18 protein-coding genes and 1 pseudogene are annotated in these 21,639 nt (G+C 58.8%); 12 read left to right on the top strand and 7 right to left on the bottom strand.

Annotated features, from left to right (window positions below; all coding sequences use genetic code 11):
- The first annotated feature begins 16 nt into the window (after window positions 1-16).
- The 10 genes and pseudogenes from nusA to M2305_RS03970 all read left to right on the top strand — a co-directional run bounded on the left by nusA (window position 17) and on the right by M2305_RS03970 (window position 12,581).
- Window positions 17-1,564: a transcription termination factor NusA gene (nusA, locus tag M2305_RS04010; protein ID WP_046900030.1), complete on the top strand. Its 1,548-nt coding sequence runs from the start codon at window positions 17-19 to the stop codon at window positions 1,562-1,564.
- A complete protein-coding gene (locus tag M2305_RS04005; RefSeq protein ID WP_408871458.1) occupies window positions 1,494-2,216 on the top strand; it encodes an RNA-binding protein in 723 nt (240 codons plus the stop codon). Before nusA ends, M2305_RS04005 begins: the two co-directional genes overlap by 71 nt.
- Window positions 2,213-3,029: pseudogene (locus M2305_RS16350) on the top strand (translation initiation factor IF-2 associated domain-containing protein); the annotation flags it as partial. The gene M2305_RS04005 and the pseudogene M2305_RS16350, both read left to right, overlap by 4 nt.
- 92 nt (window positions 3,030-3,121) lie before the next feature.
- Window positions 3,122-4,999 (top strand): translation initiation factor IF-2, encoded by a 1,878-nt coding sequence (gene infB / locus M2305_RS04000; RefSeq protein ID WP_369826521.1) that lies wholly within the window; start codon window positions 3,122-3,124, stop codon window positions 4,997-4,999.
- Window positions 4,996-5,415: a 30S ribosome-binding factor RbfA gene (rbfA, locus tag M2305_RS03995; protein WP_046900027.1), complete on the top strand. Its 420-nt coding sequence runs from the start codon at window positions 4,996-4,998 to the stop codon at window positions 5,413-5,415. The genes infB and rbfA overlap by 4 nt, the downstream gene beginning before the upstream one ends.
- Window positions 5,416-5,515: 100 nt before the next feature.
- The gene (truB, locus tag M2305_RS03990; protein WP_211495922.1) at window positions 5,516-6,517 is read left to right on the top strand and encodes a tRNA pseudouridine(55) synthase TruB; all 1,002 of its coding nucleotides are present in this window, start codon (window positions 5,516-5,518) and stop codon (window positions 6,515-6,517) included.
- Window positions 6,477-6,746: a 30S ribosomal protein S15 gene (gene rpsO, locus M2305_RS03985; RefSeq protein WP_007283842.1), complete on the top strand. Its 270-nt coding sequence runs from the start codon at window positions 6,477-6,479 to the stop codon at window positions 6,744-6,746. The genes truB and rpsO overlap by 41 nt, the downstream gene beginning before the upstream one ends.
- Before the next feature lie 193 nt (window positions 6,747-6,939).
- Window positions 6,940-9,090, top strand: coding sequence for a polyribonucleotide nucleotidyltransferase (gene pnp, locus M2305_RS03980; protein ID WP_264648627.1), 2,151 nt, complete (start codon window positions 6,940-6,942; stop codon window positions 9,088-9,090).
- 64 nt (window positions 9,091-9,154) lie between these two features.
- The gene (locus M2305_RS03975; RefSeq protein WP_086634013.1) at window positions 9,155-10,573 is read left to right on the top strand and encodes an NAD(P)H-dependent flavin oxidoreductase; all 1,419 of its coding nucleotides are present in this window, start codon (window positions 9,155-9,157) and stop codon (window positions 10,571-10,573) included.
- 1 nt (window position 10,574) lies between these two features.
- Entirely contained in the window at window positions 10,575-12,581 is a 2,007-nt protein-coding gene (locus M2305_RS03970) for an FUSC family protein (RefSeq protein WP_264648626.1), read from the top strand.
- Window positions 12,582-12,589: 8 nt separating this feature from the next.
- Here M2305_RS03970 and M2305_RS03965 read toward each other — a convergent pair whose 3' ends face one another.
- From M2305_RS03965 to M2305_RS03935, 7 genes are all read right to left on the bottom strand, one after another.
- Window positions 12,590-13,012 (bottom strand): hypothetical protein, encoded by a 423-nt coding sequence (locus tag M2305_RS03965; protein WP_211511842.1) that lies wholly within the window; start codon window positions 13,010-13,012, stop codon window positions 12,590-12,592.
- Entirely contained in the window at window positions 13,009-13,941 is a 933-nt protein-coding gene (locus tag M2305_RS03960; protein WP_264648625.1) for a VOC family protein, read from the bottom strand. The genes M2305_RS03965 and M2305_RS03960 overlap by 4 nt, the downstream gene beginning before the upstream one ends.
- 108 nt (window positions 13,942-14,049) lie before the next feature.
- Window positions 14,050-14,469, bottom strand: coding sequence for a DUF1489 family protein (locus M2305_RS03955; RefSeq protein ID WP_264648624.1), 420 nt, complete (start codon window positions 14,467-14,469; stop codon window positions 14,050-14,052).
- Between the two features lie 28 nt (window positions 14,470-14,497).
- Window positions 14,498-15,580: a nucleoside hydrolase gene (locus M2305_RS03950; protein WP_099210770.1), complete on the bottom strand. Its 1,083-nt coding sequence runs from the start codon at window positions 15,578-15,580 to the stop codon at window positions 14,498-14,500.
- Between the two features lie 35 nt (window positions 15,581-15,615).
- Window positions 15,616-16,767 carry a radical SAM family heme chaperone HemW gene (hemW, locus tag M2305_RS03945; protein WP_264648623.1) on the bottom strand — a complete coding sequence of 384 codons (1,152 nt, stop codon included), beginning with the start codon at window positions 16,765-16,767 and terminating at the stop codon, window positions 15,616-15,618.
- Window positions 16,764-18,791, bottom strand: a complete 2,028-nt coding sequence (locus tag M2305_RS03940) for a potassium transporter Kup (protein WP_064273768.1) — start codon at window positions 18,789-18,791, stop codon at window positions 16,764-16,766. The genes hemW and M2305_RS03940 overlap by 4 nt, the downstream gene beginning before the upstream one ends.
- A gap of 99 nt (window positions 18,792-18,890) precedes the next feature.
- On the bottom strand, window positions 18,891-19,625 hold the full coding sequence (locus M2305_RS03935) for a YggS family pyridoxal phosphate-dependent enzyme (RefSeq protein WP_099210766.1): 735 nt from the start codon (window positions 19,623-19,625) through the stop codon (window positions 18,891-18,893).
- A gap of 21 nt (window positions 19,626-19,646) precedes the next feature.
- Between M2305_RS03935 and M2305_RS03930 the strand changes: the two genes are divergently transcribed.
- Window positions 19,647-20,987, top strand: a complete 1,341-nt coding sequence (locus tag M2305_RS03930) for an RsmB/NOP family class I SAM-dependent RNA methyltransferase (protein WP_264648622.1) — start codon at window positions 19,647-19,649, stop codon at window positions 20,985-20,987.
- A gap of 364 nt (window positions 20,988-21,351) precedes the next feature.
- On the top strand, window positions 21,352-21,534 hold the full coding sequence (locus M2305_RS03925; protein WP_264648621.1) for a hypothetical protein: 183 nt from the start codon (window positions 21,352-21,354) through the stop codon (window positions 21,532-21,534).
- Window positions 21,535-21,639 lie beyond the last annotated feature (105 nt).

Genomic DNA, 21,639 nt, shown 5'->3' with positions numbered 1-21,639 from the left:
CTGGAGGTCCGATCTGATGGACACATCTGTTATCCGCCCTGAACTGCTGCTGGTCGCAGACGCAGTCTCGCGCGAGAAGAACATCGACCGCGAAGAAGTGCTGGAAGCGATGGAGCAGGCCATTCAGAAGGCTGGCCGCGCCAAGTATGGTCACGAGAAGGACATTCGCGCGACCATCGACCGCAAGACGGGCGAAGTTCGTCTCAGCCGCTGGACGGAAGCTGTCGAGCAGGTGGAGAATGAGGACACGCAGATCCCCATTCACATTGCTCGTAAGTTCCAGCCGGAAATTCAGATTGGCGAACATCTCGTTGATCCACTGCCGCCGATCGACTTTGGTCGTATTGCAGCGCAGACGGCCAAGCAGGTTATTGTGCAGCGCGTGCGTGAATATGAACGCAAGCGCCAGTTCAATGAATTCAAGGATCGCGTAGGCGAGATCGTCAACGGTACCGTCAAGCGGACCGAGTACGGCAACATGATGGTTGAAATCGGCAATGCCGAAGGCCTTCTGCGTCGTGATGAACTGATCCCCCGCGAGTCTTTCCGAAATTCGGACCGCATTCGCGCGTATATCTATGATGTACGTGACGAGCCGCGCGGCCCGCAGATCTTCCTGTCACGGACGCATCCGGCATTTCTCGCCAAGCTGTTCGCCCAGGAAGTGCCAGAAATTTATGACGGCATCATCGAGATCAAGGCTGTTGCCCGTGATCCAGGGTCCCGCGCCAAGATGGCCGTCATTTCCCGTGATGCTGCAATTGATCCGGTCGGTGCGTGCGTTGGTATGCGCGGCTCGCGCGTTCAGGCCGTTGTGGCTGAGTTGCAGGGCGAGAAGATCGACATCATTCCCTGGAGCCCGCAGGCTGCAACATTCGTTGTGAATGCGCTGGCCCCTGCTGAAGTCACCAAGGTGGTGATGGATGAAGAAGCAGGGCGTGTTGAAGTCGTGGTGCCGGATGAGCAGCTTTCGCTCGCGATCGGTCGCCGCGGACAGAACGTACGTCTGGCCAGCCAGCTGACCCGTTGGGACATCGATATTCTGACGGAGGCCGAGGAATCGGAGCGTCGTCAGGAAGAGTTCCGTAAGCGGACTGGCCTCTTCGTTGACTCGCTGGATGTGGACGATGTGATTGCCAGCCTTCTGGTTACAGAGGGCTTCCACTCCATCGAAGAACTGGCTTATACGGAGCCGGGCGAACTGCATGACATCGAAGGCTTCGATGAGAGTGTTGCCGAAGAGCTGATGCTGCGTGCAAACGAGTATCTGGCTGGCAAGGAACACGAGCTGGACGACAAGCGCAAAGAGCTTGGCGTGACGGACGATGTTGTCGATCTCGGAGTCTTCACGAACCAGATGCTGGTGACGCTTGGTGAGAAGGGTGTGAAAACGCTCGACGATCTGGCGGATCTGGCAGGTGATGAACTCGTGGACATTCTTGGCGCAGACGCCATGGATGAAGATGCCGCGAACGAAGTCATCATGGCAGCCCGTGCCCACTGGTTTGAAGGTGACGAATCGGCTGAAGCCGAAAAGAAGGACGGGGAGTCGACCGACGTCTGATATTTCTGATACTGATAATGGTCCCATTCGCGGTGCTTTAGGGCGCCGCGGTTCAGAGCGCCGCTGCCTCGTGACCCGAGAGCAGAGGCCGCCTGAAAGCATGATCCGTTTCGTGGTCAGCCCGGATAATCGGGTTGTACCAGATCTGGCTGCAAAGCTGCCTGGTCGGGGAATGTGGTTGAGTGCCAGCCGGGATGTGTTAGATAGCCCCCGCACCCGACAGGCTTTTGCACGTGCTGCAAAGGCCCAGGTGTCTGTACCGGACTGTCTGGCGGATCTCGTCGAGGCAGCACTGGGGCAGAGGATGTTGGACGCTGTCAGTCTGGCCCGAAGAGCGGGGCAGGTTGTCTGCGGGTTTCAGAAATGCCGGGAGTGGCTCATTTCCGGTAGGGCAGGGGTGGTGATCCGTTCCGAAGGTGCAAGCCTGGACGAGTTCTCCAGACTGGTGTCGGGCCGGCGATCTCTGCCGGCGGTGACAGTTCCCGATCGCGTCCTGGCTTCGGCGTTCGGCCGGGACCGGGCGGTCTATGGGGTGATGGCGCCGGGTGCGCTGGCACAGCGCCTGATCGCCGAACATGAGAGATTTTCGGGAGTGGCAGGACGTCCACTCCCAGACCCCAAAGGGGTCAGTAAGGAACAGGCGGAACTATGAGCGACGGCAACGAGCGCAACCAGGACGGAACACAGACCCCATCACAGGGCGGCGAACAGAACAAGACTGGCCGCCTGTCCCTACGCCCAGCAGGACGTCAGGAGGTCGGTCGTACAGTCGACGCTGGCTCCGTGCGTCAAAGCTTCAGCCACGGCCGTTCAAAGGTCGTACAGGTTGAAGTTCGCAAGCCCAAGCGCGCAGCGTCCGGTCCGGGTGGCTCGGCTGCTGGCGGCGCACGTGGTGGTCGTGGTGCTGGTGCTGGCGGTCGCGCCCTGACGGCTGCGGAGCTTGCAACGCGTCAGCGCGTTCTGGAAGCACAGCGTAAAGCTGCGGTTGAAGAGGCTGAACGCCGCGAAGCCGAAAAGATCCAGATCATGTCGGCTGCAGAAGCAGCCCGTCGTGCTGAGGAAGAACAGCGTCTTGCTGCAGAAGCAAGAGAAGCTGAAGAAGCGGCGCGCATCGAGCGTGATCGCCAGGCGATCAAAACAGCGGAAGACGCACGCATCTTCGCAGAAGAAGAAGCCCAGCGCGCTGTGCGTCAGGCTGAACGCGAAGCTGAAGAAGCCCAGCGTGCTGCTCCGCTTGATCCGCGCACACATTCAACGGGTGGCGTGCAGCTTGCAGCCCCTGTGCAGCGCCTGCGTCCTCTCGCAGAGCGTGCAATCATGCCGGAGCGTCCGGTTCAGACTGCGCGTCCTGCGCCTGCTGCGCCGGCACAGCCACGTGGTGGTGAGACGCTTCATCTGCGTTCTCCGGCCGCAGCTGCTGGTGGCGAAGAAGAGCGTCGTGCTCCTGCCCGTCGCAGTGGCGGTGGTGCTCCCAGCGGTCCGGCCCAGCGTCGTTCCACGCAACCTTCCCCACGTAAGAGCCCGGGCGGCAATGACCGTCGTAGCGGTCGCATCGACGTGCGTGCAGCGATTGAAGGCGATGACGGCAAAACCCGTTCGCTGGCTTCAGTTCGCCGTCAGCGCGATCGTGAGCGTCGCCAGGCTGAGCTTGAACGTCTTCGTTCTGATCAGGTGCGCGTTGTGCGTGACGTAATTGTTCCGGAAACCATCACGGTAGCCGAGCTGGCCAACCGTATGGCGTCCCGCCAGGGTGATGTCATCAAGTCGCTCATGAAAATGGGCGTCATGGCGACGGCAACCCAGAGCATCGACGGCGATACTGCTGAGCTGATCGTCGAAGAGTTCGGCCATCGTGTGAAGCGCGTTGCTGAAAGCGATGTGGAAATCGGCATCAAGGGTGTTGAAGATCGTCCAGAAGATCTTGCACCGCGTGCTCCGGTCGTGACCGTTATGGGTCATGTCGATCACGGCAAGACGTCTCTTCTGGATGCACTCCGCTCTGCTGATGTGGCTGGCGCCGAAGCCGGCGGTATCACGCAGCACATCGGTGCGTATCAGGTCACGGCACCTTCCGGGAAGAAGATCACCTTCATCGATACACCGGGCCATGAGGCGTTTACGTCCATGCGTGCTCGTGGTGCATCCGTGACGGACGTGGTCGTTCTGGTGGTTGCGGCTGATGACGGTGTCATGCCGCAGACGATCGAAGCCATTAAGCATGCCAAGGCTTCGAACGCACCGATCATTGTCGCCATCAACAAGATGGACAAGCCCGGCGCCAACCCAACCCGTGTCCGTCAGGAACTTCTGAGCCATGAAATCGTGGTCGAAGATATGGGCGGTGATACGCAGGATGTCGAAGTTTCGGCACTGAAGCGTACGGGTCTGGACAAGCTGGAAGAAGCTATTCTGCTTCAGGCTGAAATGCTTGATCTGAGAGCTAACCCAGATCGTATGGCCGAAGGTACGGTGATCGAAAGCCGTCTTGATCGCGGACGTGGCCCAGTGGCTTCCGTTCTGGTTCAGAAGGGCACACTGCGTCGCGGCGATATCGTTGTCGCTGGTGCAGAGTGGGGACGTGTTCGTGCGGTTCTCGATGATCGTGGCCGTCAGCTCAAGGACGCTGGCCCATCCATGCCTGTCGAGATTCTCGGCATCGCAGGCGTTCCGGGTGCAGGTGAGCCGTTCGTTGTTGTTGAAAACGACGTCCGCGCTCGTGAGATCAGCGAATTCCGTCAGCGTACCATCAAGGAAAAGCAGGCTGCGACGCAGGTTGCTGCCCGTGGCACACTCGACCAGATGCTGGCTCGTATTCAGGCCGGTGATCAGAAAGAAGTTGCCCTTCTTATCAAGGCGGACGTTCAGGGTTCTGCGGAAGCAATCTCCACGACCGTCCAGAAGCTGGCTCATGAAGAAGTTGCAATTCGCGTCCTGAACGCCAGCGTCGGTCAGATCACGGAAAGCGATATTCAGTTCGCCAAGGCTTCTGATGCCATCATCGTGGCGTTCAACGTTCGTGCGACAACGCAGGCTCGTGAACTGGCGCAGCGTGAAGGTGTGGATATCCGCTACTACTCCATCATCTACCAGGTGGCGGACGACGTAGAGCAGCTCGTGAAGGGTAAGGTTGCGCCCAAGCATCGCGAGAAGTTCCTCGGCTATGCGGAGATCCGTCAGGTCTTCAACATCACGAAGACTGGCAAGGTCGCTGGTTGCTACGTCACCGAAGGCCTCGTCAAGCGTGGCTGTGGCGTGCGTCTGCTGCGTGAGAATGTGGTCATCCATCAGGGTGAACTCAGCCAGCTCAAGCGCTTCAAGGACGACGTCAAGGAAGTGGCTCGTGGGTATGAGTGCGGTCTTTCCTTCGCAGGTTACAATGATCTGCGCGAAGGCGATGTCGTCGAGTGCTACGAGATGGAAGTGATCCCGGCTTGAGCTCACGTTCCAGAAATGATCTGAAAGGCCCGGCCGGCGTTGTTGCCCAAGGGCCGAGCACTCGCCAGCTTCGGGTGGCAGAAGAGGTTCGCCGGACTCTGGCGGACATCTTCGCTCGCACGGAGTTTCGTGATCCTGACCTGCTGGATGTTCGCATCACGGTTACGGAAGTGCGGGTTTCCCCGGACTTTGGTCACGCGACAGTGTTCGTGACCCGACTGGGCCGAAGCGATGTGGAAGAAGTTCTTCCCGCTTTAAAGCGGGTTTCTCCCTTCCTTCGCTCCGGGTTGGCCAAGGTGCTTCGACTGCGAAGTGTGCCGGAAATTCATTTCCAGCCAGATACGGCGCTGGATAATGCGATGGAACTGGATCAGCTCTTTCGTTCCCCGGAAGTTAGCCGAGATCTGGAAGACTGATTTTGCACAACACCTCTGGCCTCCGGGTCAGGGGTGTTTTTGCATTTACAGGTCAGACTGGTCTATCAGCGCCCGATCATGAGTGAGGGATGCTGGACCAGTGGCAAGAAAACGCGGACGCGAGATTGACGGATGGCTGATTCTCGACAAGCCGCTTGGCCCAACGTCTACGGACATGGTCAATAAACTGCGTTGGGAATTTGACGCGAAAAAAGCGGGCCATGGCGGCACGCTCGACCCCTTGGCCTCGGGCGTCCTGCCGATCGCATTTGGCAAGGCCACGCGAACGATCCCCTATATTATGGATGCGACAAAGCGTTACCGCTTTACCCTTTCTTTGGGGGAAAGCCGCACAACCGATGATCGCGAGGGAGAAGTTCTTGCGACGTCGGTTCATCGTCCAACAGATGATGATCTACGCGCCTGTCTGCCCGCTTTGACGGGCGATGTGATGCAGATTCCCCCCGTGTTCTCTGCATTGAGAGTTGGTGGAAAACGGGCTTACGATCTTGCGCGTGCTGGCCGTCCGCCGGAGCTTCCGCCACGCCCGGCCCGGATAGATTCGATAACGCTGGTAGAGCGTCCGGATCCAGATACTGCGGTTTTTGAAGTACAGTCCGGCAAGGGCGTTTATATGCGGTCTCTGGCGCGAGACATCGCTCTTGCCTGCGGAACTGTGGGGCATATTTCCGTCCTGCGTCGAACGAAATGCGGGCCGTTTGATCTGTCCCATGCCATGACGATTGACGAGATAGCACTGGACAAATCGACTCAAACTGTGGACAACGCCGATGCTCTTCCGGCTCCTCTGCTGGATGTAGCGACCGCGCTGGTCGACATCCCGGCGCTGGCCGTTACCGAAGCGGAGGGAAGAATATTGATCTGGGGCCAGTCTCTTGACCCCTCGGATCTCACATATTCTCTGCCGGCCGTGTCACAGGAGGGAGACCATCTGTGGCGTGCGATGATCGGAGAGCACGTGATTGGCCTGTGTCAGATCCGCGATGGACGGCTCAGGGCAGCACGGATGCTGGAAAACCACGAGTTTTTTGGAGAACACGATGTCGATTACTGCAGAACGCCGCACGGCTCTGATCGCTGAATACCGCCAGAACGAGACCGACACGGGCTCGCCGGAAGTTCAGGTTGCGATCCTGACCGAGCGCATTGTTAACCTGACCGAGCACCTGAAGACCCACAAGAAGGACTTCCACTCCCGTCGTGGTCTTCTGATGATGGTCGGTCAGCGTCGTAGCATGCTGGACTATCTGAAGCGCAAGGATCAGGCTCGTTACCAGAGCGTGATCGAGCGTCTCGGCCTGCGTCGCTGATACGTCGTCCGGGGGCTTGCCCCCGGACACCCCTGCCATCGGTCTTTCCGGGGGTGGGGTGCGCGACCGGCGTTTCAGGCCACATGGTGTCGTGCCGGGGGCTTCCCGCCACCACCGCCATGCCGTCCGAAACGCTGCTCCGTCACCTGCCGGATGTCCAGATGATGGCTCGTTCCTAATCTAGGAGAACGATATGTTCGATTATTTCCGTAAGGAAATCGAGTGGGCCGGACGCCCGCTTATTCTTGAGACCGGCAAAATTGCCCGTCAGGCTGACGGTGCTGTCATGATCACCTATGGTGACACGGTCGTTCTGTGTACGGCTGTTGGTGCCAAGAGCGTCAAGCCGGGACAGGACTTCTTCCCGCTGACAGTCAATTATCAGGAAAAGGCTTACGCCGCAGGCAAGATCCCAGGTGGGTTCTTCAAGCGCGAAGGTCGTCCGTCTGAAGCAGAAGTGCTGAATGCACGTCTGATCGATCGTCCGCTCCGTCCACTGTTCCCGGACAACTTCCGCAATGAAGTTCAGGTTACAGCTACGGTTCTGAGCCATGACATGGAAAACGATCCGGCGATCGTTTCCCTGATCGGTTGCTCTGCTGCCCTGACGCTATCTGGTATTCCGTTCTTCGGTCCGGTTGCTGCTGCTCGCATTGGTCGCATCGATGGCAAGCTCGTCGTGAACCCGACGCTGTCCGAAGTTAAGGACAGCACGCTGGATCTCGTTGTGGCTGGTACGTCTGAAGGCGTGCTGATGGTTGAGTCCGAAGCCAGCGAGCTTTCGGAAGAGACCATGCTGGAAGCCGTGACCCTGGGTCACACGTCCTTCCAGCCTGTGATTGAAGCCATCATCGCTCTGGCCGAACACGCAGCCAAGGCTCCGTGGGATCTGCCGACGCTGACGAAGGAAGAGATTGCTCTTCGCAAGCGCGTCGAAAAGGTCGGCAACAAGCTGATGGCCGATGCCTACAAGGAGCGCGTCAAGCAGGCACGCTACAAGAAGGTTGCTGAAGCCAAAGACCGCATCAACGAGATTCTTGCTGAAGAAGGTCTCGACGTTGAGCTGGCCAAGCCGATGCTCAAGGAGCTGGAAGCTCAAGTTGTTCGCGGAACCATTCTCAAGAGCGGTATCCGCATTGACGGCCGTGACCTGAAGACGGTTCGCCCGATCCTTGCAGAAGTCGGCATCCTGCCGCGCGCCCATGGTTCTGCCCTGTTCACCCGTGGTGAAACGCAGGCTCTGGTCGTTGCAACGCTTGGCACTGGCCAGGACGAGCAGATCATTGATGCGCTCGAAGGCGAGTACCGCTCGAACTTCCTGCTGCACTACAACTTCCCTCCGTATTCGGTGGGCGAGTGTGGTCGTATGGGTTCTCCGGGCCGTCGTGAGATTGGTCACGGCAAGCTGGCATGGCGCGCGCTGCATCCGCTGCTGCCGTCCAAGGAGCAGTTCCCGTACACGATGCGTGTCGTCTCCGAGATCACGGAGAGCAACGGCTCCTCATCCATGGCAACCGTCTGCGGTACGTCCCTGGCGCTGATGGATGCCGGTGTTCCCCTGCCGCGTCCGGTTGCTGGCATCGCAATGGGCCTGATCAAGGAAGATCGTGGCTTTGCAGTTCTGTCCGACATTCTGGGTGATGAAGATCATCTGGGTGACATGGACTTCAAGGTTGCCGGTACGGATCAGGGCATCACGGCCCTTCAGATGGACATCAAGATCACGTCCATCACGCCGGAAATCATGCAGATTGCCCTGGAGCAGGCTCGTGGCGGTCGTATCCACATCCTCGGCGAAATGGCCAAGGCTCTGACGGAAGGCCGTACGGATGTCTCCGGCAATGCGCCGAAGATCACGACGATGTCCGTGCCGAAGGAAAAGATCCGCGATGTGATCGGTTCCGGTGGCAAGGTCATTCGTGAGATCGTCGAGTATTCCGGTGCCAAGGTGGACATCGGGGATGACGGCACGATCACGATCGCTGCTTCCAATGACGAGCAGGCCCAGAAGGCTATCGCCCGCATTGAAGGCATCGTGGCTGAGCCGGAAATCGGTCGCATCTACGATGGTAAGGTTGTGAAGACGGCCGACTTCGGTGCGTTCGTGAACTTCCTTGGGCCGCGTGATGGTCTGGTGCACATCTCCGAGCTGACGCAGGGTCGCGTTGCCAAGACGTCCGACGTCGTCCAGCAGGGCGATGCCGTGAAGGTCAAGGTCATCGGTTTTGATGACCGCGGCAAGGTGAAGCTGTCCATGCGGGTTGTCGATCAGGAAACTGGTGCCGATATCACGGAGAGTGTGGGGGCCAAGGCCGGCCGTCCGCCCCGTCGCGACGCCGAGTGAGTCCTCGGGCGGGGCTCGCAAGGCCCCGCCTTTTTTGTGTGAGTATCGGAGACATCGAGTCCCCATGAAGTTGATCGACACCCTTCGTTTTGGTGGTCAGGATGTTCTGCCTCTCGTCGAGGGGGGCAAAGGTGTTTCTGTCTCCACCGGTACTTCGGCAGGTCATTGGGCCGCTGCCGGCGGAATTGGAACAATTTCCGCCGTCAACGCTGACAGCTACGACGAGCAGGGGCGTCCTGTTCCCCAGATTTACCACGGACGGACCCGCCGTGAACGGCAGCGCGAACTGATCCGCTACGCCATCGATGGCGGTATTGCCCAAGCGAAGATTGCCCGTGAGATCTCAGGTGGCAAAGGACGCCTCCATGCCAATATCCTTTGGGAAATGGGCGGCGCCGAAGAAATCATCGAGGGTATCCTTGAGGGCGCTCCGGGCGTTATCAATGGCCTGACCTGTGGTGCAGGCATGCCGTATCGCCTGTCTGACATCGCGATCAAGTACGGCATTCCCTATTACCCGATCGTGTCTTCAGGGCGTGCATTCAATGCGCTCTGGCGCCGTGCGTACAGCAAGGCTCCGGAACTGCTGGGTGGCGTGGTGTATGAGGATCCGTGGCGCGCGGGCGGCCATAATGGTCTCTCCAACACGGAAAACCCATTACACCCGGAAGATCCGTTCCCGCGCGTGCTGGAGCTTCGTCGGGTCATGCGTCAGTATGGTCTGGATGAGACGCCTATCATCATGGCCGGTGGCGTCTGGGCTTTGGAAGACTGGCAGGACTGGATCGGTAATCCGGATCTGGGGCCGATTGCCTTCCAGTTTGGAACGCGCCCTCTGCTCACGAAGGAAAGCCCGATTCCGGAGGCCTGGAAGCGCCGTCTTCTGACGCTGAAGAAGGGGGATGTTTATCTGAACCGCTTCTCTCCGACCGGCTTCTATTCCTCTGCTGTCAACAACAGCTTCATGCATGACCTGCGAGGCCGCTCGGAGCGTCAGGTTGCGTACAGCCCGGAAGCCACGGCAGAGCTGGATGCATCTTACGGCGTCGGTGCACGCAAGCGCGAAGTGTTTGTGTCCTCAACCGACCGTCAGCATATCGCAGGTTGGGAGGCCGCGGGCTTCACCGAGGCGCTGCGCACGCCTGATGACACGCTGGTTTTTGTCACCCCTGACAGTGCCCGTGAAATCCTGGCTGACCAGACGAACTGCATGGGCTGCCTGTCGGCGTGCAAGTTCTCCAACTGGATGCAGCGTGAGCCCTACACCAACGGTCAAAAAGCTGACCCGCGGTCTTTCTGCATTCAGAAGACGCTTCAGACGATTGCGCATGCTCCGAATGACGAGCATGCGGATGATGTGGTTGACCACAACCTGATGTTTGGTGGCACGAATGCCTGGCGCTTCGGAACTGATCCTTTCTATGCGAATGGATTTGTTCCTACAGTTGGTCAGCTCGTGGAGCGTATTCTGACAGGACGATAACATGACGGTGCGTGATCCACTGGCGCGACAGGCTTCATTGAACCGCACCCGTCATCTGACTTTCCTGTCACAGTTTCTGGCCCGTCATTCCGTTCCCCTCAGCCCGGAGCAACTTGCTCCTGCTGAGGGTGTCCGGGCGGCCCTTGCAACGGTTGTTGCCCTTCTTCCTGCTCTTTATTTTCATCAGGCTGTTTTTGCCTGGGCTGCTTTTGCAGCATTTTGGTGCTGTCTGATTGAACCCGGTGGCACACCGCGTGAGCAGTTGCGCATCCTCGGCATCTTTACGGTTGCGGGTGCGGTACTGGGTGGTGTGACGTCCCTGATCGCGACATTCCCGTATTGGGGGGTCATTCCCTGGCTGATCGTGACGGGCCTGTTCGCGGGGCTGGCGCGTGCCTTAGTCCCCAGCATGGCACTCCTCTGCGCGTTGCTGGGTTGCGTCATGCTCGCCGGGATCGGGTTTCCTGCGCATTCATTCAACGACGCCCTGACGATTGCGCTCGCCTTCGGTGGTGGTGGAACGTGGGCGATCGTGCTGTGCCTGATCCTGTGGCCGCAGCATCCCTATGCACCTGCAAGGCGGGCTGTTGGGGGCTGCTATCAGCTTCTGGCCGTGATGGCTGGAGAATTGGCCGCAGGTCGTCTTCAGGAGACGGTTCATCGCCAGACGATCCGCACGGCCATTGAGCGGGCGAGGGGTGTTGCCCTTCAGATTGATGCAGGCCACGCCAGTTACAGTATGCGTGGGCGCCTGATTGCCTCTCTTGCTGGCGCAGAGCGTCTTTTCACGGCGATGCTCGCTGTTGAGCATCTTGTTGAAACGCGCGGACTGGACTTTGAAGCACGCGGAACGCTCGCAGCATTTTCGGCGCTTTGTCAGCATGCCAGTGAGGCTGCTCTGTCGCCGAATCCCGATCTGAAGCGTCTGTCCGGAGAGGCTCTCGGTTTAGCTGATCGTATTCGTGTGCGGTCTGGCACGATCGGAGAGTTGGTGGCGACCAGTGCACGGACGCTGGGCACGCTCGCGGATGGTCTGGCTGAGAAAGCCCGGCTCCCTTTTGACGCGGATGCGCCCAAGCACGTTGCCCGGCTGACGCCTGTGATCTGGCGTCATGCCCTCCGGATGGTCGTTGGTCTTCTGGGGACCTATCTGGCAACGCAGTGGCTTGGTCTGAGCTATGGCTTCTGGGCTCTCGTGGCCGTACTGCTTGTTATCCAGCCCTCCGGCCAGACAACTCTGGTGCGGGCTCTGGAGCGCGTTCTGGGAACAATCGGCGGGGGTGTTCTGGCACTTTTGGCAACGCCGTTCCTGCCGGGGCCGTCCGAAATGATGGTTGCGCTTGCGTTGTTCGTGATTGGCGCGATTGCCATGCGCGCGGTCAACTATACGCTTCTGGTTCTGTTCCTGAGCGCACATTTCATTATCGTCACCGAAATGACGATGCCGTCTGATGGTGTCGCATGGCTCCGTATTCTGGATAATACGCTTGGTAGCCTGATTGGCCTTGGCTGCGCTTTTGCACTTTTTCCCCAGCGGCAGACGCAGGACATGGACGGTCTGTTGCGCGCCGCGATTGTGGGGAATATTCGCTATCTGTCCGCCGTACTGAATGGCAATGATACGGTTTCTACAGATCGGACGCAGCGTCAGGCAGGGATTGACACCACACGGGCGGAGTTTGCCCGTGGCTCGCTTCCGCTTCTTGGTGGGCTTTCTGGTGTGGGACCGGGGGCGGAGCGCATGCATGCCTTGTTACGTGCGCTCAGAAGCCTGAGCGGAGAAGTCACGCTGCTTCGGTTTGATATGGCTGCCGGGCTGTGTGCGCCTGATCCTCAGACCGGCCAGTTCTGGAAGGAAAAAGCCCAAGCTCTTGAAGCACGAGAGCCCCTCGCGGAAATTGCGGGGCAGCTTGAGAGTGGTGAAATCATGTCGAGCATTGCGGCGCTGAAGCGTTCTGATCGACCTGTTGGTGAAGAAGCTCAGGGACCGGTTCTCTCCGGCCCCTGAGCAGGGTGTCAGTGGCGTCCACCACCACCGGGGCCACCGTGACCGCCGCCACCATGTCCGCCCCCTCCAGGGCCTCCTCCGCCGCCAGGGCCTCCGCCATGGAAGCCTCCGCCGCCGGGGCGGCCACCACCAGAGAAGCCTCCGCCTGGACGACCGCCTCCTCCGGGTCTGCCTGGGGGTGGGCCACCCCCAGGTCGGCCGCCACCGCGGTATCCACCTCTCCAGCGGCCGCCTCCGGCCGGTCCGACAGCGTAGCCCGGTCCCCAGCCGCCCCAGCCACCGCCACCCCAGCCAGTGTTGTAGTAGCTGCCGCCGTAGCCACCCCCGCCATAATATCCGTCGTAGCCGTCATAACCGACGCAGCCTGACAGGAGCGGGACGAGGGAAAAGGCGCCCATGAGGGCCAGTGTGCGAGATAAACGTCTGATCATTTTGCGTCCCCCGATGCGTTGGGGTCATGCCACTCCATCAGCCCGAAGGCCGCGCCTGCAGGGTCGGCGACAATGGCAATGGTGGTGTTCTGCCGGTCTGGATGGGGCTGTACGAGAATTGTCCCGCCAAGCGTCACGGCTTTCTGGGCCGCAGCATCCACACTGTCCACCTGCACGAAGTTCATCCAGCGGGCGTGTGCACCTTCAGGGAGGCGAGCGGGGAGCGGATTGATTGTAGCACGCGCGAAGGACTGGGATTCCAGCAAATAAGCCGTGCCACGCTTGGCGTCCTGAACTGCTTCGACCGTGTATCCAAACAGCTTCTGGTAAAATCCGGCCGCTGCGTAGGGATTGTTCGTCAGGAGGGCGCTCCAGATCCATGTTCCCTGAGCGGGTGGTGTCTCAACATCCGGCTCGTCACCTGCGCTGGAATGCAGTGCGACGAACAGGCCACCCTGCGGATCTGCCAGGACAGTCTCGTGACCCCGTCCTTCAACCATTTGAGGTTTGAAGAGAATATGGCCGCCCCAGAGTTTCGTTGCTTCTGCGGCCGCTTTTACGTCTGACACGGAAATGAACGGGAGCCAAAGCGGGTCCCCATGATGTGCCATGCGTGGAAGCTCGACCAGGCCTGCGACTGGCGCTCCGTTAACCAACGCCTGTGCATATTGCCCTTTTGAGACGGGAACGTCCTGAAAGGTCCAACCCAGAAGCGACCCGTAAAAAGCCTTGGCGCTTTTGAGGTCTGGCGTTGTGAGTTGGGCATAGACAATTTTGCCCGGCAGGAGTTGCGCCTTTGACGGTGCACTGGCGGTCGCAGGTGCATCAGCGGCCTGAAGCGCAGGAGCAGCACCCAGGCACAGACTTCCGGCCAGGAACAGGGATGCGTGACGCAGTCTTTTGCGGGAAATTGAATGGAACGGAGGCAAGGAAAATCTCCTTCAGGGCAGGAGAGAGCCTGCAATGCAGTCTCGGCGTTCAGGCTGAACGCTTGAATGACTGTATTGTTCCATATCGGCCCTTTTGAGGGAGCGTTTTCAGATTAAAGCGAGTTCTGCCAGCTCTCTACGGAGTTGAGGCGGAAGATCAGCAACCCCATCACTGCCCGCCGACTGGCCGAGATCAGGAGGCGCATCTTTCGGATCCAGATATCGCCATCCCTGAAAGGGGCGCATAGTGCGGGGTTGAACGGGAATGATGTCGTCTGACACCACAATCAGCGTTCCTTCCGTCCCATCCGGGCGACGGCAGGCTTCAAGCCCTATGATGGGCTGACGGCACAGAATCATGCCGTCCATCACGCGATAAAGAGAGCCGCCGTTCAGCACTTCGGCTGCACGCTTGGGCATTGTTCGCGTGGGGACGGCGCCATGACCGTTTACACGAGGGTGCTGCATGCGCTCACGCAGCACTTCGATGGTCGGGCAACCGACGGCCAGCTTGATGATGTTCAGCATGTCGGGTGCCCTTCCGGAAAGTCTGGTGTCAGTGCGTTCCCATGGCATTCTGAGCCTGGGCGACGAACTCGTTGATAAAGCGCTTCGTATCCACGGACTGGACGATTTTCACCTTGCGAAGGCCCATGCCCTTGGGTGCAGTCGCGTCCGGCCAGACATGCGCATGTCCGTAATCCATGCCGGGTGCCGTATTGATGTCCATATAGGCATCGACAGACTTCGTAACCAGATCTGGCTCTACAGCAATTGCAGAAGTCAGTTCATCCCACAGCGGAAGCGGGCCGTAGAACTTCTGAAGATACTCAGTGACCGGCGTTTTCTTCTCTGCGATGCGGTTCATCAGCTCATGCGTCATCATGACGTCATTGGAGACATTGCCGACGCATGTGATGGCAGCCCACGGCGCGGTCAGTGTGATGTGGGCTGCTTCCGGATCGCCGATCATGTTGAAGTCTGAGGCAAAGTCCGCATTGCCTGTGATGGACATCATGCTGGAGTCCAGCAGGCCACCCATGAATACAAGCTGCTTGGCCGTAGCGGCAAAGGTGGGGTCCAGACGGATGGCAAGAGCAAGGTTGGTCAAAGGACCCGCCGCGATGATCGTGACCTGGTGCGGGTGATCATGGACGGCCTTGATCAGCACCATCGCCGCGGGGAGCGGATCGACGGCCATGTGTGGTGTGCCTTCGGCCATCTTGCCGAGTGCGGGCTGTGTCTCTGGAGTGTGGTCAATGGAGCCCAGCCCACCCCATGCGCCCTTCCAGGGAATGGTGCCGTACTGCTTTTCACGAAGCTTCGTTGCCGCCACGGTGTTGACGAGTGGCATGGTAGCGCCATCCGCTACGGGAACCTGGGTCTGCTTTGCGATTTCCAGGAAGCGACGGAGATGTGCGGATTCAGCATTCTCCCAGTCGTCTCCGATCGTCACGGTTAGAGCCAGAAGATTGACGTTTTCGCGGTTGAGCAGCGGGATGACGGACTGGATGTCTGAGCCGCCTGGGCCGAGATAGTCGTTATCCTGAATATAATATCCCGGAGCCACAGGGGCAGCGGACGCAATGCCGGTCAGAGCGCAGGCAGCAAGGAGGGCAGAGAGAATGGATCGGCGCATGGTCTCGTCCTGTTAATTAACGCCCGATCATGCCTTCATGTGACCAATCTTGCCAGTAATGCTTCAAGACGAAGTCTTCCTTCGCCCGTTGCCTTTAGAATTCCGCCGTCACGGGTGAGGTAGTTTTCTTCCAAGCAAGCCTCAAGCATGAACGGATCGACGCAATCTTCCATCGGTCTACCCGTGCGTTCGGCAAATCTGGCTTCATTGATGCCTTCAGACAACCGCAGCCCCATCAGAAGCGCTTCCCGGCCACGTTCTTCCACAGACAGAAGGGTTTCGTCCGTACTGCCAGAACCCGTTTTTTCAACACGGTCCGCCCAAGGTTCAGGGGCGCGGTGACGACGGGTTGCGTAAAGCTCTCCATCCAAAGTCAGGCGACCATGCGCGCCGGGGCCGATGCCGATATAATCGGCGTAGCGCCAGTAGGTCAGGTTGTGGCGGCTTTCCGCGCCGGGTCGCGCATAGTTGGACACTTCATAGGGCAGCAGGCCGTGCTTTGCGGCTGTATCGCCCGTGAGGTCATAGAGGCGTGCAGCATCTTCGGCATCCGGGAGCGTCAGCTCTCCACGCCGGTGAAGGGCTTCGAACTTCGTGCCCGGCTCAATTGTGAGCTGATAAAGCGACAGATGATCCGCCACCAGATCCAAAGCGGTGGACAGTTCATTTTGCCAATCAGCATCGCTCTGGCCGGGACGGGCGTAGATCAGATCAAACGAAATGCGCGGAAACAGCGTGCGTGCAATTTCGAGTGCCCGAATAGCCTGTCCTGAAGAGTGTTCCCGACCGAGCATTTTCAGGGCGTCGTCGCGAAGGCTTTGCACGCCGAGCGAGACGCGGTTTACGCCTGCCTGACGGAAAGCCGCAAATTTTCCGGCTTCGACGCTGGTCGGATTTGCTTCGAGCGTAATTTCCAGATCCGGCTCGGCATCAAAAAGCTGATGCGCATCTTCGATAAGAGCTGCGACCGTTTCCGGAGCCATCAGGGACGGTGTGCCGCCGCCGAAGAAAATGGAGCGGAGTGGACGGCGGCCAAGACGGGCCGCGTCATGCGCCAGTTCACGACGCAAGGCTGCGGCAAAGCGCTTCTGCGGAATTTCATCCCGGACGTGGGAATTGAAGTCGCAGTAAGGGCACTTCGCCAGACAGAATGGCCAGTGAATGTAGAGAGAAAGAGGTTCGGTCAAATTGCAATCCGGACGCCAAACTCCACCACGCGATCAGGCGGGATACGGAAGAATTCCGTGGTGGAGGCGGCATTGCGCAGGAGAAGCAGGAACAGCCACATCCGCCAGAGCTGCATCTTGGGAACGCGGGAGCGAACCACAAGCTCGTGGGACGTAAAATACGAGGCCTGAATGGCATCAAACGCCACACCAAGTGCCTTCAGCTCCATGAGCGCACGCGGCAGGTTTGGCATTTCCATGAAGCCGTACCGGACGATCACGCGATTGATGTTCGGGGCCAGTTCCTGAACGATCGTGCGGTGGCCACGCTCAGCCTCCGGCTGATCAAGGTTCTGCACGGTCACGAACATGACATGCTCATGCAGGACCTTGTTGTGCTTCAGATTATGCAGCAGCGAGTTCGGGACCACATCCGGATTGGCCGTCAGGAAGACAGCAAGGCCCGGAACGCGGATGGTGCGGGACTGCGGCAGGCGGGCCAGGAACGAGGCCATGGGCATGGAGTCAGCCTGCTGCTTGGCGGCAATCAGGCCACGTCCGCGCTTCCAGGTGGTCATGACGATGGTGCTGATAATACCGATGGCGAGTGGGACCCAGCCGCCATCCGGGATCTTCAGGACGTTGGCGGAGAAGAACACCGCATCCACGACAAAGAACAGTCCGAACACGGCGCCGACGGCAGCAGCACTCCACTTGAAGGTGCGGCGGAACACGACCATTGCCAGAACGCAGGTGCACAGGAACGTACCGGTCACGGCGATGCCGTATGCGGCGGCCAGTGCAGCGGAGGACCGGAAAGACAGAACCAGTACCAGTGCGCCGAAACCGAGGATCCAGTTCAGGGACGGCAGGTAAATCTGTGCTTCTTCTGAGGCATTGGTGTGCACAATGCGGGTGCGGGGCAGGTAGCCAAGCTGAATGAGCTGGCGGCAGAGCGAGAAGCTTCCCGAGATACCGGCCTGAGACGCAATGACGGTTGCGAAGGTGGCAAGGATCAGAAGCGGGATCTGCGCCCAGTGTGGCCCGAGATGATAGAACGGGTTGGCCAGTGTTGCCGGATCATGGATCAGCAGAGCCGCCTGGCCGAAATAGTTCAGGGTGAGGGATGGCAGAACGAAAAACAGCCATGCCTTGCGGATCGGGGCCCGGCCAAAATGGCCCATGTCAGCATAAAGTGCTTCTGCACCCGTCACGGACAGCACGACAGATCCCAGCGCGATAAACGACAGGTATCCGTGTAGGACAATGAATTCGAGGGCAAACGTGGGAGACAGCGCCAGCAGGATGTGCGGGTAAAGCAGAATACCGCGGACACCGAGAATGGCCAGAACGGTGAACCAGAGCACCATGATTGGCCCGAAAGCCTTGCCGATCTTGCCTGTTCCGAGGGCCTGCGCCGCAAAGAGTGCGACCAGAACCACCATCGCGATCGGGATGATGACATGGCTGGCAGAGGGGACGGCGATTTCGATGCCTTCAACGGCAGAAAGCACCGACACGGCAGGCGTAATGATGCTGTCCCCGAAGAAAAGACAGGTGCCTGCAATGCCGACGAGACCGAACAGCCATCGGAATTTCTGGGATTTGCAGACGCGCTGGGCGAGGGACATCAGGGCAATGATGCCGCCTTCACCGTCATGGTCTGCCCGCATGATGAGGATGACGTATTTGAACGTCACGATCAGCATGAGTGCCCAGAACGTTAGACTGGCCAGTCCCATGACTTCCCAGGCTGCTGCCGGATGCTTGGCAGATCCTACAATGCCGACGGAAGACTGAAGGGCGTAAAGCGGGCTCGTTCCGATATCGCCATACACAACACCCAGAACAGCCAGAAGCGCGCCAAAGCCGCCGGGCTTCTTGTGGCCGCCAGCGCCCTCTGTGTCACCGAGTTCAGAAGTGTTTCCGTCTTTGTGCGCCTGTTCGATGGTCTGAAGGACTTCGCCGCTGTCCACCGGAACCCCGGCGCCGGGGTAAGGAGGGGAAGCGTGATCGCCGTCGTGTTCTGGCATCGGTGGTTCCATTTACGGGCATCGCAGGAAACCATCGCCTCACAGGGATGTGTCGAAGCGTGGTCTATTCCCCCTCATGACAAGATTTCTTACAGGGATGCAAGGTGCGCGTTAGGATCCGGTCATGGGGCGGGAACCAAAAATGGCACTTCCAACCCTCACAAGGGTGGCGCCTTCGGCAATGGCTGTCTCGAAATCAGCCGACATGCCCATGGACACCACGGGCAGTCCGTGGCGCTGTGCAAGCTGTGTCAGGAAGTGGAAATGTGGAGCGGGATCTTCATCTTCTGGCGGGATACACATCAACCCACGCACCTTCGCTCCAAAGCGCAGCATTGAGGCCTTGATGAACGCGTCGGCTTCATCGCGGGGGATGCCAGATTTCTGTGGCTCGTTCCCTGTGTTGACCTGAATGAGCAACTCCGGAAGGCGGCCTGTCTTCTCTGCAGCCTTTTCCAGCGCATCAGAAAGGGCGGGGCGATCCAGAGTCTCGATCACATCTGCGATGCGACAGGCATCTACGGCCTTGTTGGTCTGGAGGCCACCGATGATGTGCAGGCGCAGGTCTGGCCAGGTCTCACGAAGCGCTGGAAACTTGGAGGCTGCTTCCTGAACGCGGTTTTCACCAAAGACGCGCTGACCGGCCTTCAAGGCCGCTTCCACGGCATCCTGCGGATGAAATTTGCTAACGGCAACGAGGCCCACATCCGTGGCAGGGCGGCCTGATGTTTCGCAGGCCTGAATGATGCGACTACGGATGGCGGAGAGATTTTCTGCAATCTGATCGGACATTGCGGCAGAAGACTCCATTGCGTCCGGCGCCGCAAGATGCGATTTCGGCAGCATGCGAGAGATCAACGCCCGATAATGACACAGAATACGCCCCCTCGCGGCTCCGGCCGTCCGAAGAACCCGTCCGCGTCCCGCCAGGGAGGACGCCGTCCGAAGCCGGGACAGGAGCGCCGCCCCAGTCCGGATCCGACACGTGATCTTGCCTTCGACATTGTCTGCGGTGTTGTCGAACATCGCCGTATGCTCGAAACGACGCTGGACCGTGCCGGGCCGATGGACCCGCGGGATCGTGCTTCTGCGCATCGTCTGGCGGCAACAACGCTGCGGTACATGGGGAGCATGACTGAAATTCTTCAGCCGATGCTGCGCCGTGAACCACCCGAGCCTGTTCGGTGTGCGTTGCTTCTGGGTGTGGCGCAGCTGTTGCATCTGGAAACGCCGCCGCATGCCGCGGTAGGCACGATTGTTGACCTGCTGCGTCGTCGCGGTCTGGCGCCTTTCGCTGGGCTGGCGAATGCTGTGCTTCGGCGTGTGGCGCGTGAAGGGCGCGATCTTCTGGAAGGGCTCGATGACGCCAGACTGGATGTTCCGGCGTGGTTGTGGAGCGCCTGGGGCCATCGCGCACGGTCCATTTCCCGGGGATTGCATCGTGAGGCGCCGCTGGATCTGAGCCTGCGCCCTGGGGCAACGGCTCCTGAAGGCGGCGATGTCCTGCCAACGGGAACTGTGCGTTATCCGGCTGGGACACGGATTGCGACAATGGAAGGCTTCGAAGAGGGGCAATTCTGGGCGCAGGATGTGGCTGCTGCCATGCCTGTGAAGCTTATGGGAGATGTCGCCGGGAAGACGGTGATTGACCTCTGTGCGGCCCCAGGAGGCAAGACGGCTCAGCTTTCTGCTGCGGGCGCAGATGTCACGGCCATCGAAAAGGAAGAGTCCCGCGCAGTTCGCCTGCGTGAGAACATCACCCGGATGCGCGCAACTGCTGAGACGATTGTTGCAGATGGGTTGAAATGGCGCCCGAAAGCACCGGTTGATGCGGTGCTGCTGGATGCGCCGTGTTCAGCAACAGGGACGTTTCGCCGTCATCCGGATGTGCTGTGGATCAAACGCCCGCGTGACGTCACGGCATTGGCGGAAGGTCAGGACGCTTTCATTGACGCAGCGCGTGACATGCTGAAGCCGGGTGGCATGCTGATGTATGCCGTCTGCTCTCTTCAGGATGAAGAGGGTCCGGATCGCATCGCAGCCGCGCTTGAACGCGGGGGCTGGAAGCATGTGCCGTTCACGGATGAAGAACTGGCGGACATAGCGATTGCCCGGACGCCGGAAGGATTTTTCCGAACACATCCCGGTCTCTGGTGGGATCGGGGCGGAATGGACGGCTTCTTTGCCGCCAGATTAATCCGCGTTTGAGACGTAAAGCCTGCCTGATTTTCAGGCAGGCTTTTTTTTTGCGTTCGCTCCGAAAACACCAATATTTTAGAAATAATATGCAAAATACTTTCGTGCGAAGGTTGCCCGCTCAACCTGCGAGTATTTGCCGCGAAATCGTACCTCAATGCGTAGATGGAGAGCCTTTTGGGTCTTTATCAAAGTGCGCTTGTTTCCTCTAAAGATATGAAAACAAACAGAATAATTTCAACGTACGTGTGCTTTTGTAGCGCCAAGTTCTTTTATAAATTTTTTTTATAAATAGGTTTTCATGATCCAAAATATCTAATTCTAATATTTTTTTTAAGGAGTATGGTCCCAAAAAAAACAAGAAGAGGACGAGAAAATGACAAAAAACAAGGCAGTAAAACCAGTATTTGCTCTGGCATTTATTCCATTGTTTCTGGTGATGTCTGCATGTTCTGGTGGTGGATTCTCCGAGTATTCTAAAAATAATGAAAAATTTTCTCAGACGATTGAGAACATTTCACCGTACGGAAATACAATTCCAGATCGCGCCATGTTCTGATCTGCCAGCATGGCTGGATCTGAGGTTTTTTAGAGCGTCATCTCTTGGGAGATGGCGCTTTATTTTTGTCCAGACCTGAAAGGACCTGACCTGCGGTTGGAAACG

The sequence above is a fragment of the Gluconobacter cerinus genome, assembly GCF_025961355.1.
In the GTDB taxonomy this organism is placed as follows: domain Bacteria; phylum Pseudomonadota; class Alphaproteobacteria; order Acetobacterales; family Acetobacteraceae; genus Gluconobacter; species Gluconobacter cerinus.
Note: the sequence above shows the minus strand (reverse complement) of the source record. Positions and strands in the feature narration are given on the sequence as shown.

Excerpts from the sequence above, each read along its gene's own strand:
- nusA (WP_046900030.1), top strand. The coding sequence starts at position 17 with ATGGACACATCTGTTATCCGCCCTGAACTGCTGCTGGTCGCAGACGCA.
- rpsO (WP_007283842.1), top strand. The coding sequence starts at position 6,477 with ATGTCGATTACTGCAGAACGCCGCACGGCTCTGATCGCTGAATACCGC.
- pnp (WP_264648627.1), top strand. The coding sequence starts at position 6,940 with ATGTTCGATTATTTCCGTAAGGAAATCGAGTGGGCCGGACGCCCGCTT.
- M2305_RS03975 (WP_086634013.1), top strand. The coding sequence starts at position 9,155 with ATGAAGTTGATCGACACCCTTCGTTTTGGTGGTCAGGATGTTCTGCCT.
- M2305_RS03970 (WP_264648626.1), top strand. The coding sequence starts at position 10,575 with ATGACGGTGCGTGATCCACTGGCGCGACAGGCTTCATTGAACCGCACC.
- M2305_RS03965 (WP_211511842.1), bottom strand. The coding sequence starts at position 13,012 with ATGATCAGACGTTTATCTCGCACACTGGCCCTCATGGGCGCCTTTTCC.
- M2305_RS03955 (WP_264648624.1), bottom strand. The coding sequence starts at position 14,469 with ATGCTGAACATCATCAAGCTGGCCGTCGGTTGCCCGACCATCGAAGTG.
- M2305_RS03950 (WP_099210770.1), bottom strand. The coding sequence starts at position 15,580 with ATGCGCCGATCCATTCTCTCTGCCCTCCTTGCTGCCTGCGCTCTGACC.
- M2305_RS03940 (WP_064273768.1), bottom strand. The coding sequence starts at position 18,791 with ATGGAACCACCGATGCCAGAACACGACGGCGATCACGCTTCCCCTCCT.
- M2305_RS03935 (WP_099210766.1), bottom strand. The coding sequence starts at position 19,625 with ATGCTGCCGAAATCGCATCTTGCGGCGCCGGACGCAATGGAGTCTTCT.
- M2305_RS03930 (WP_264648622.1), top strand. The coding sequence starts at position 19,647 with ATGACACAGAATACGCCCCCTCGCGGCTCCGGCCGTCCGAAGAACCCG.
- M2305_RS03925 (WP_264648621.1), top strand. The coding sequence starts at position 21,352 with ATGACAAAAAACAAGGCAGTAAAACCAGTATTTGCTCTGGCATTTATT.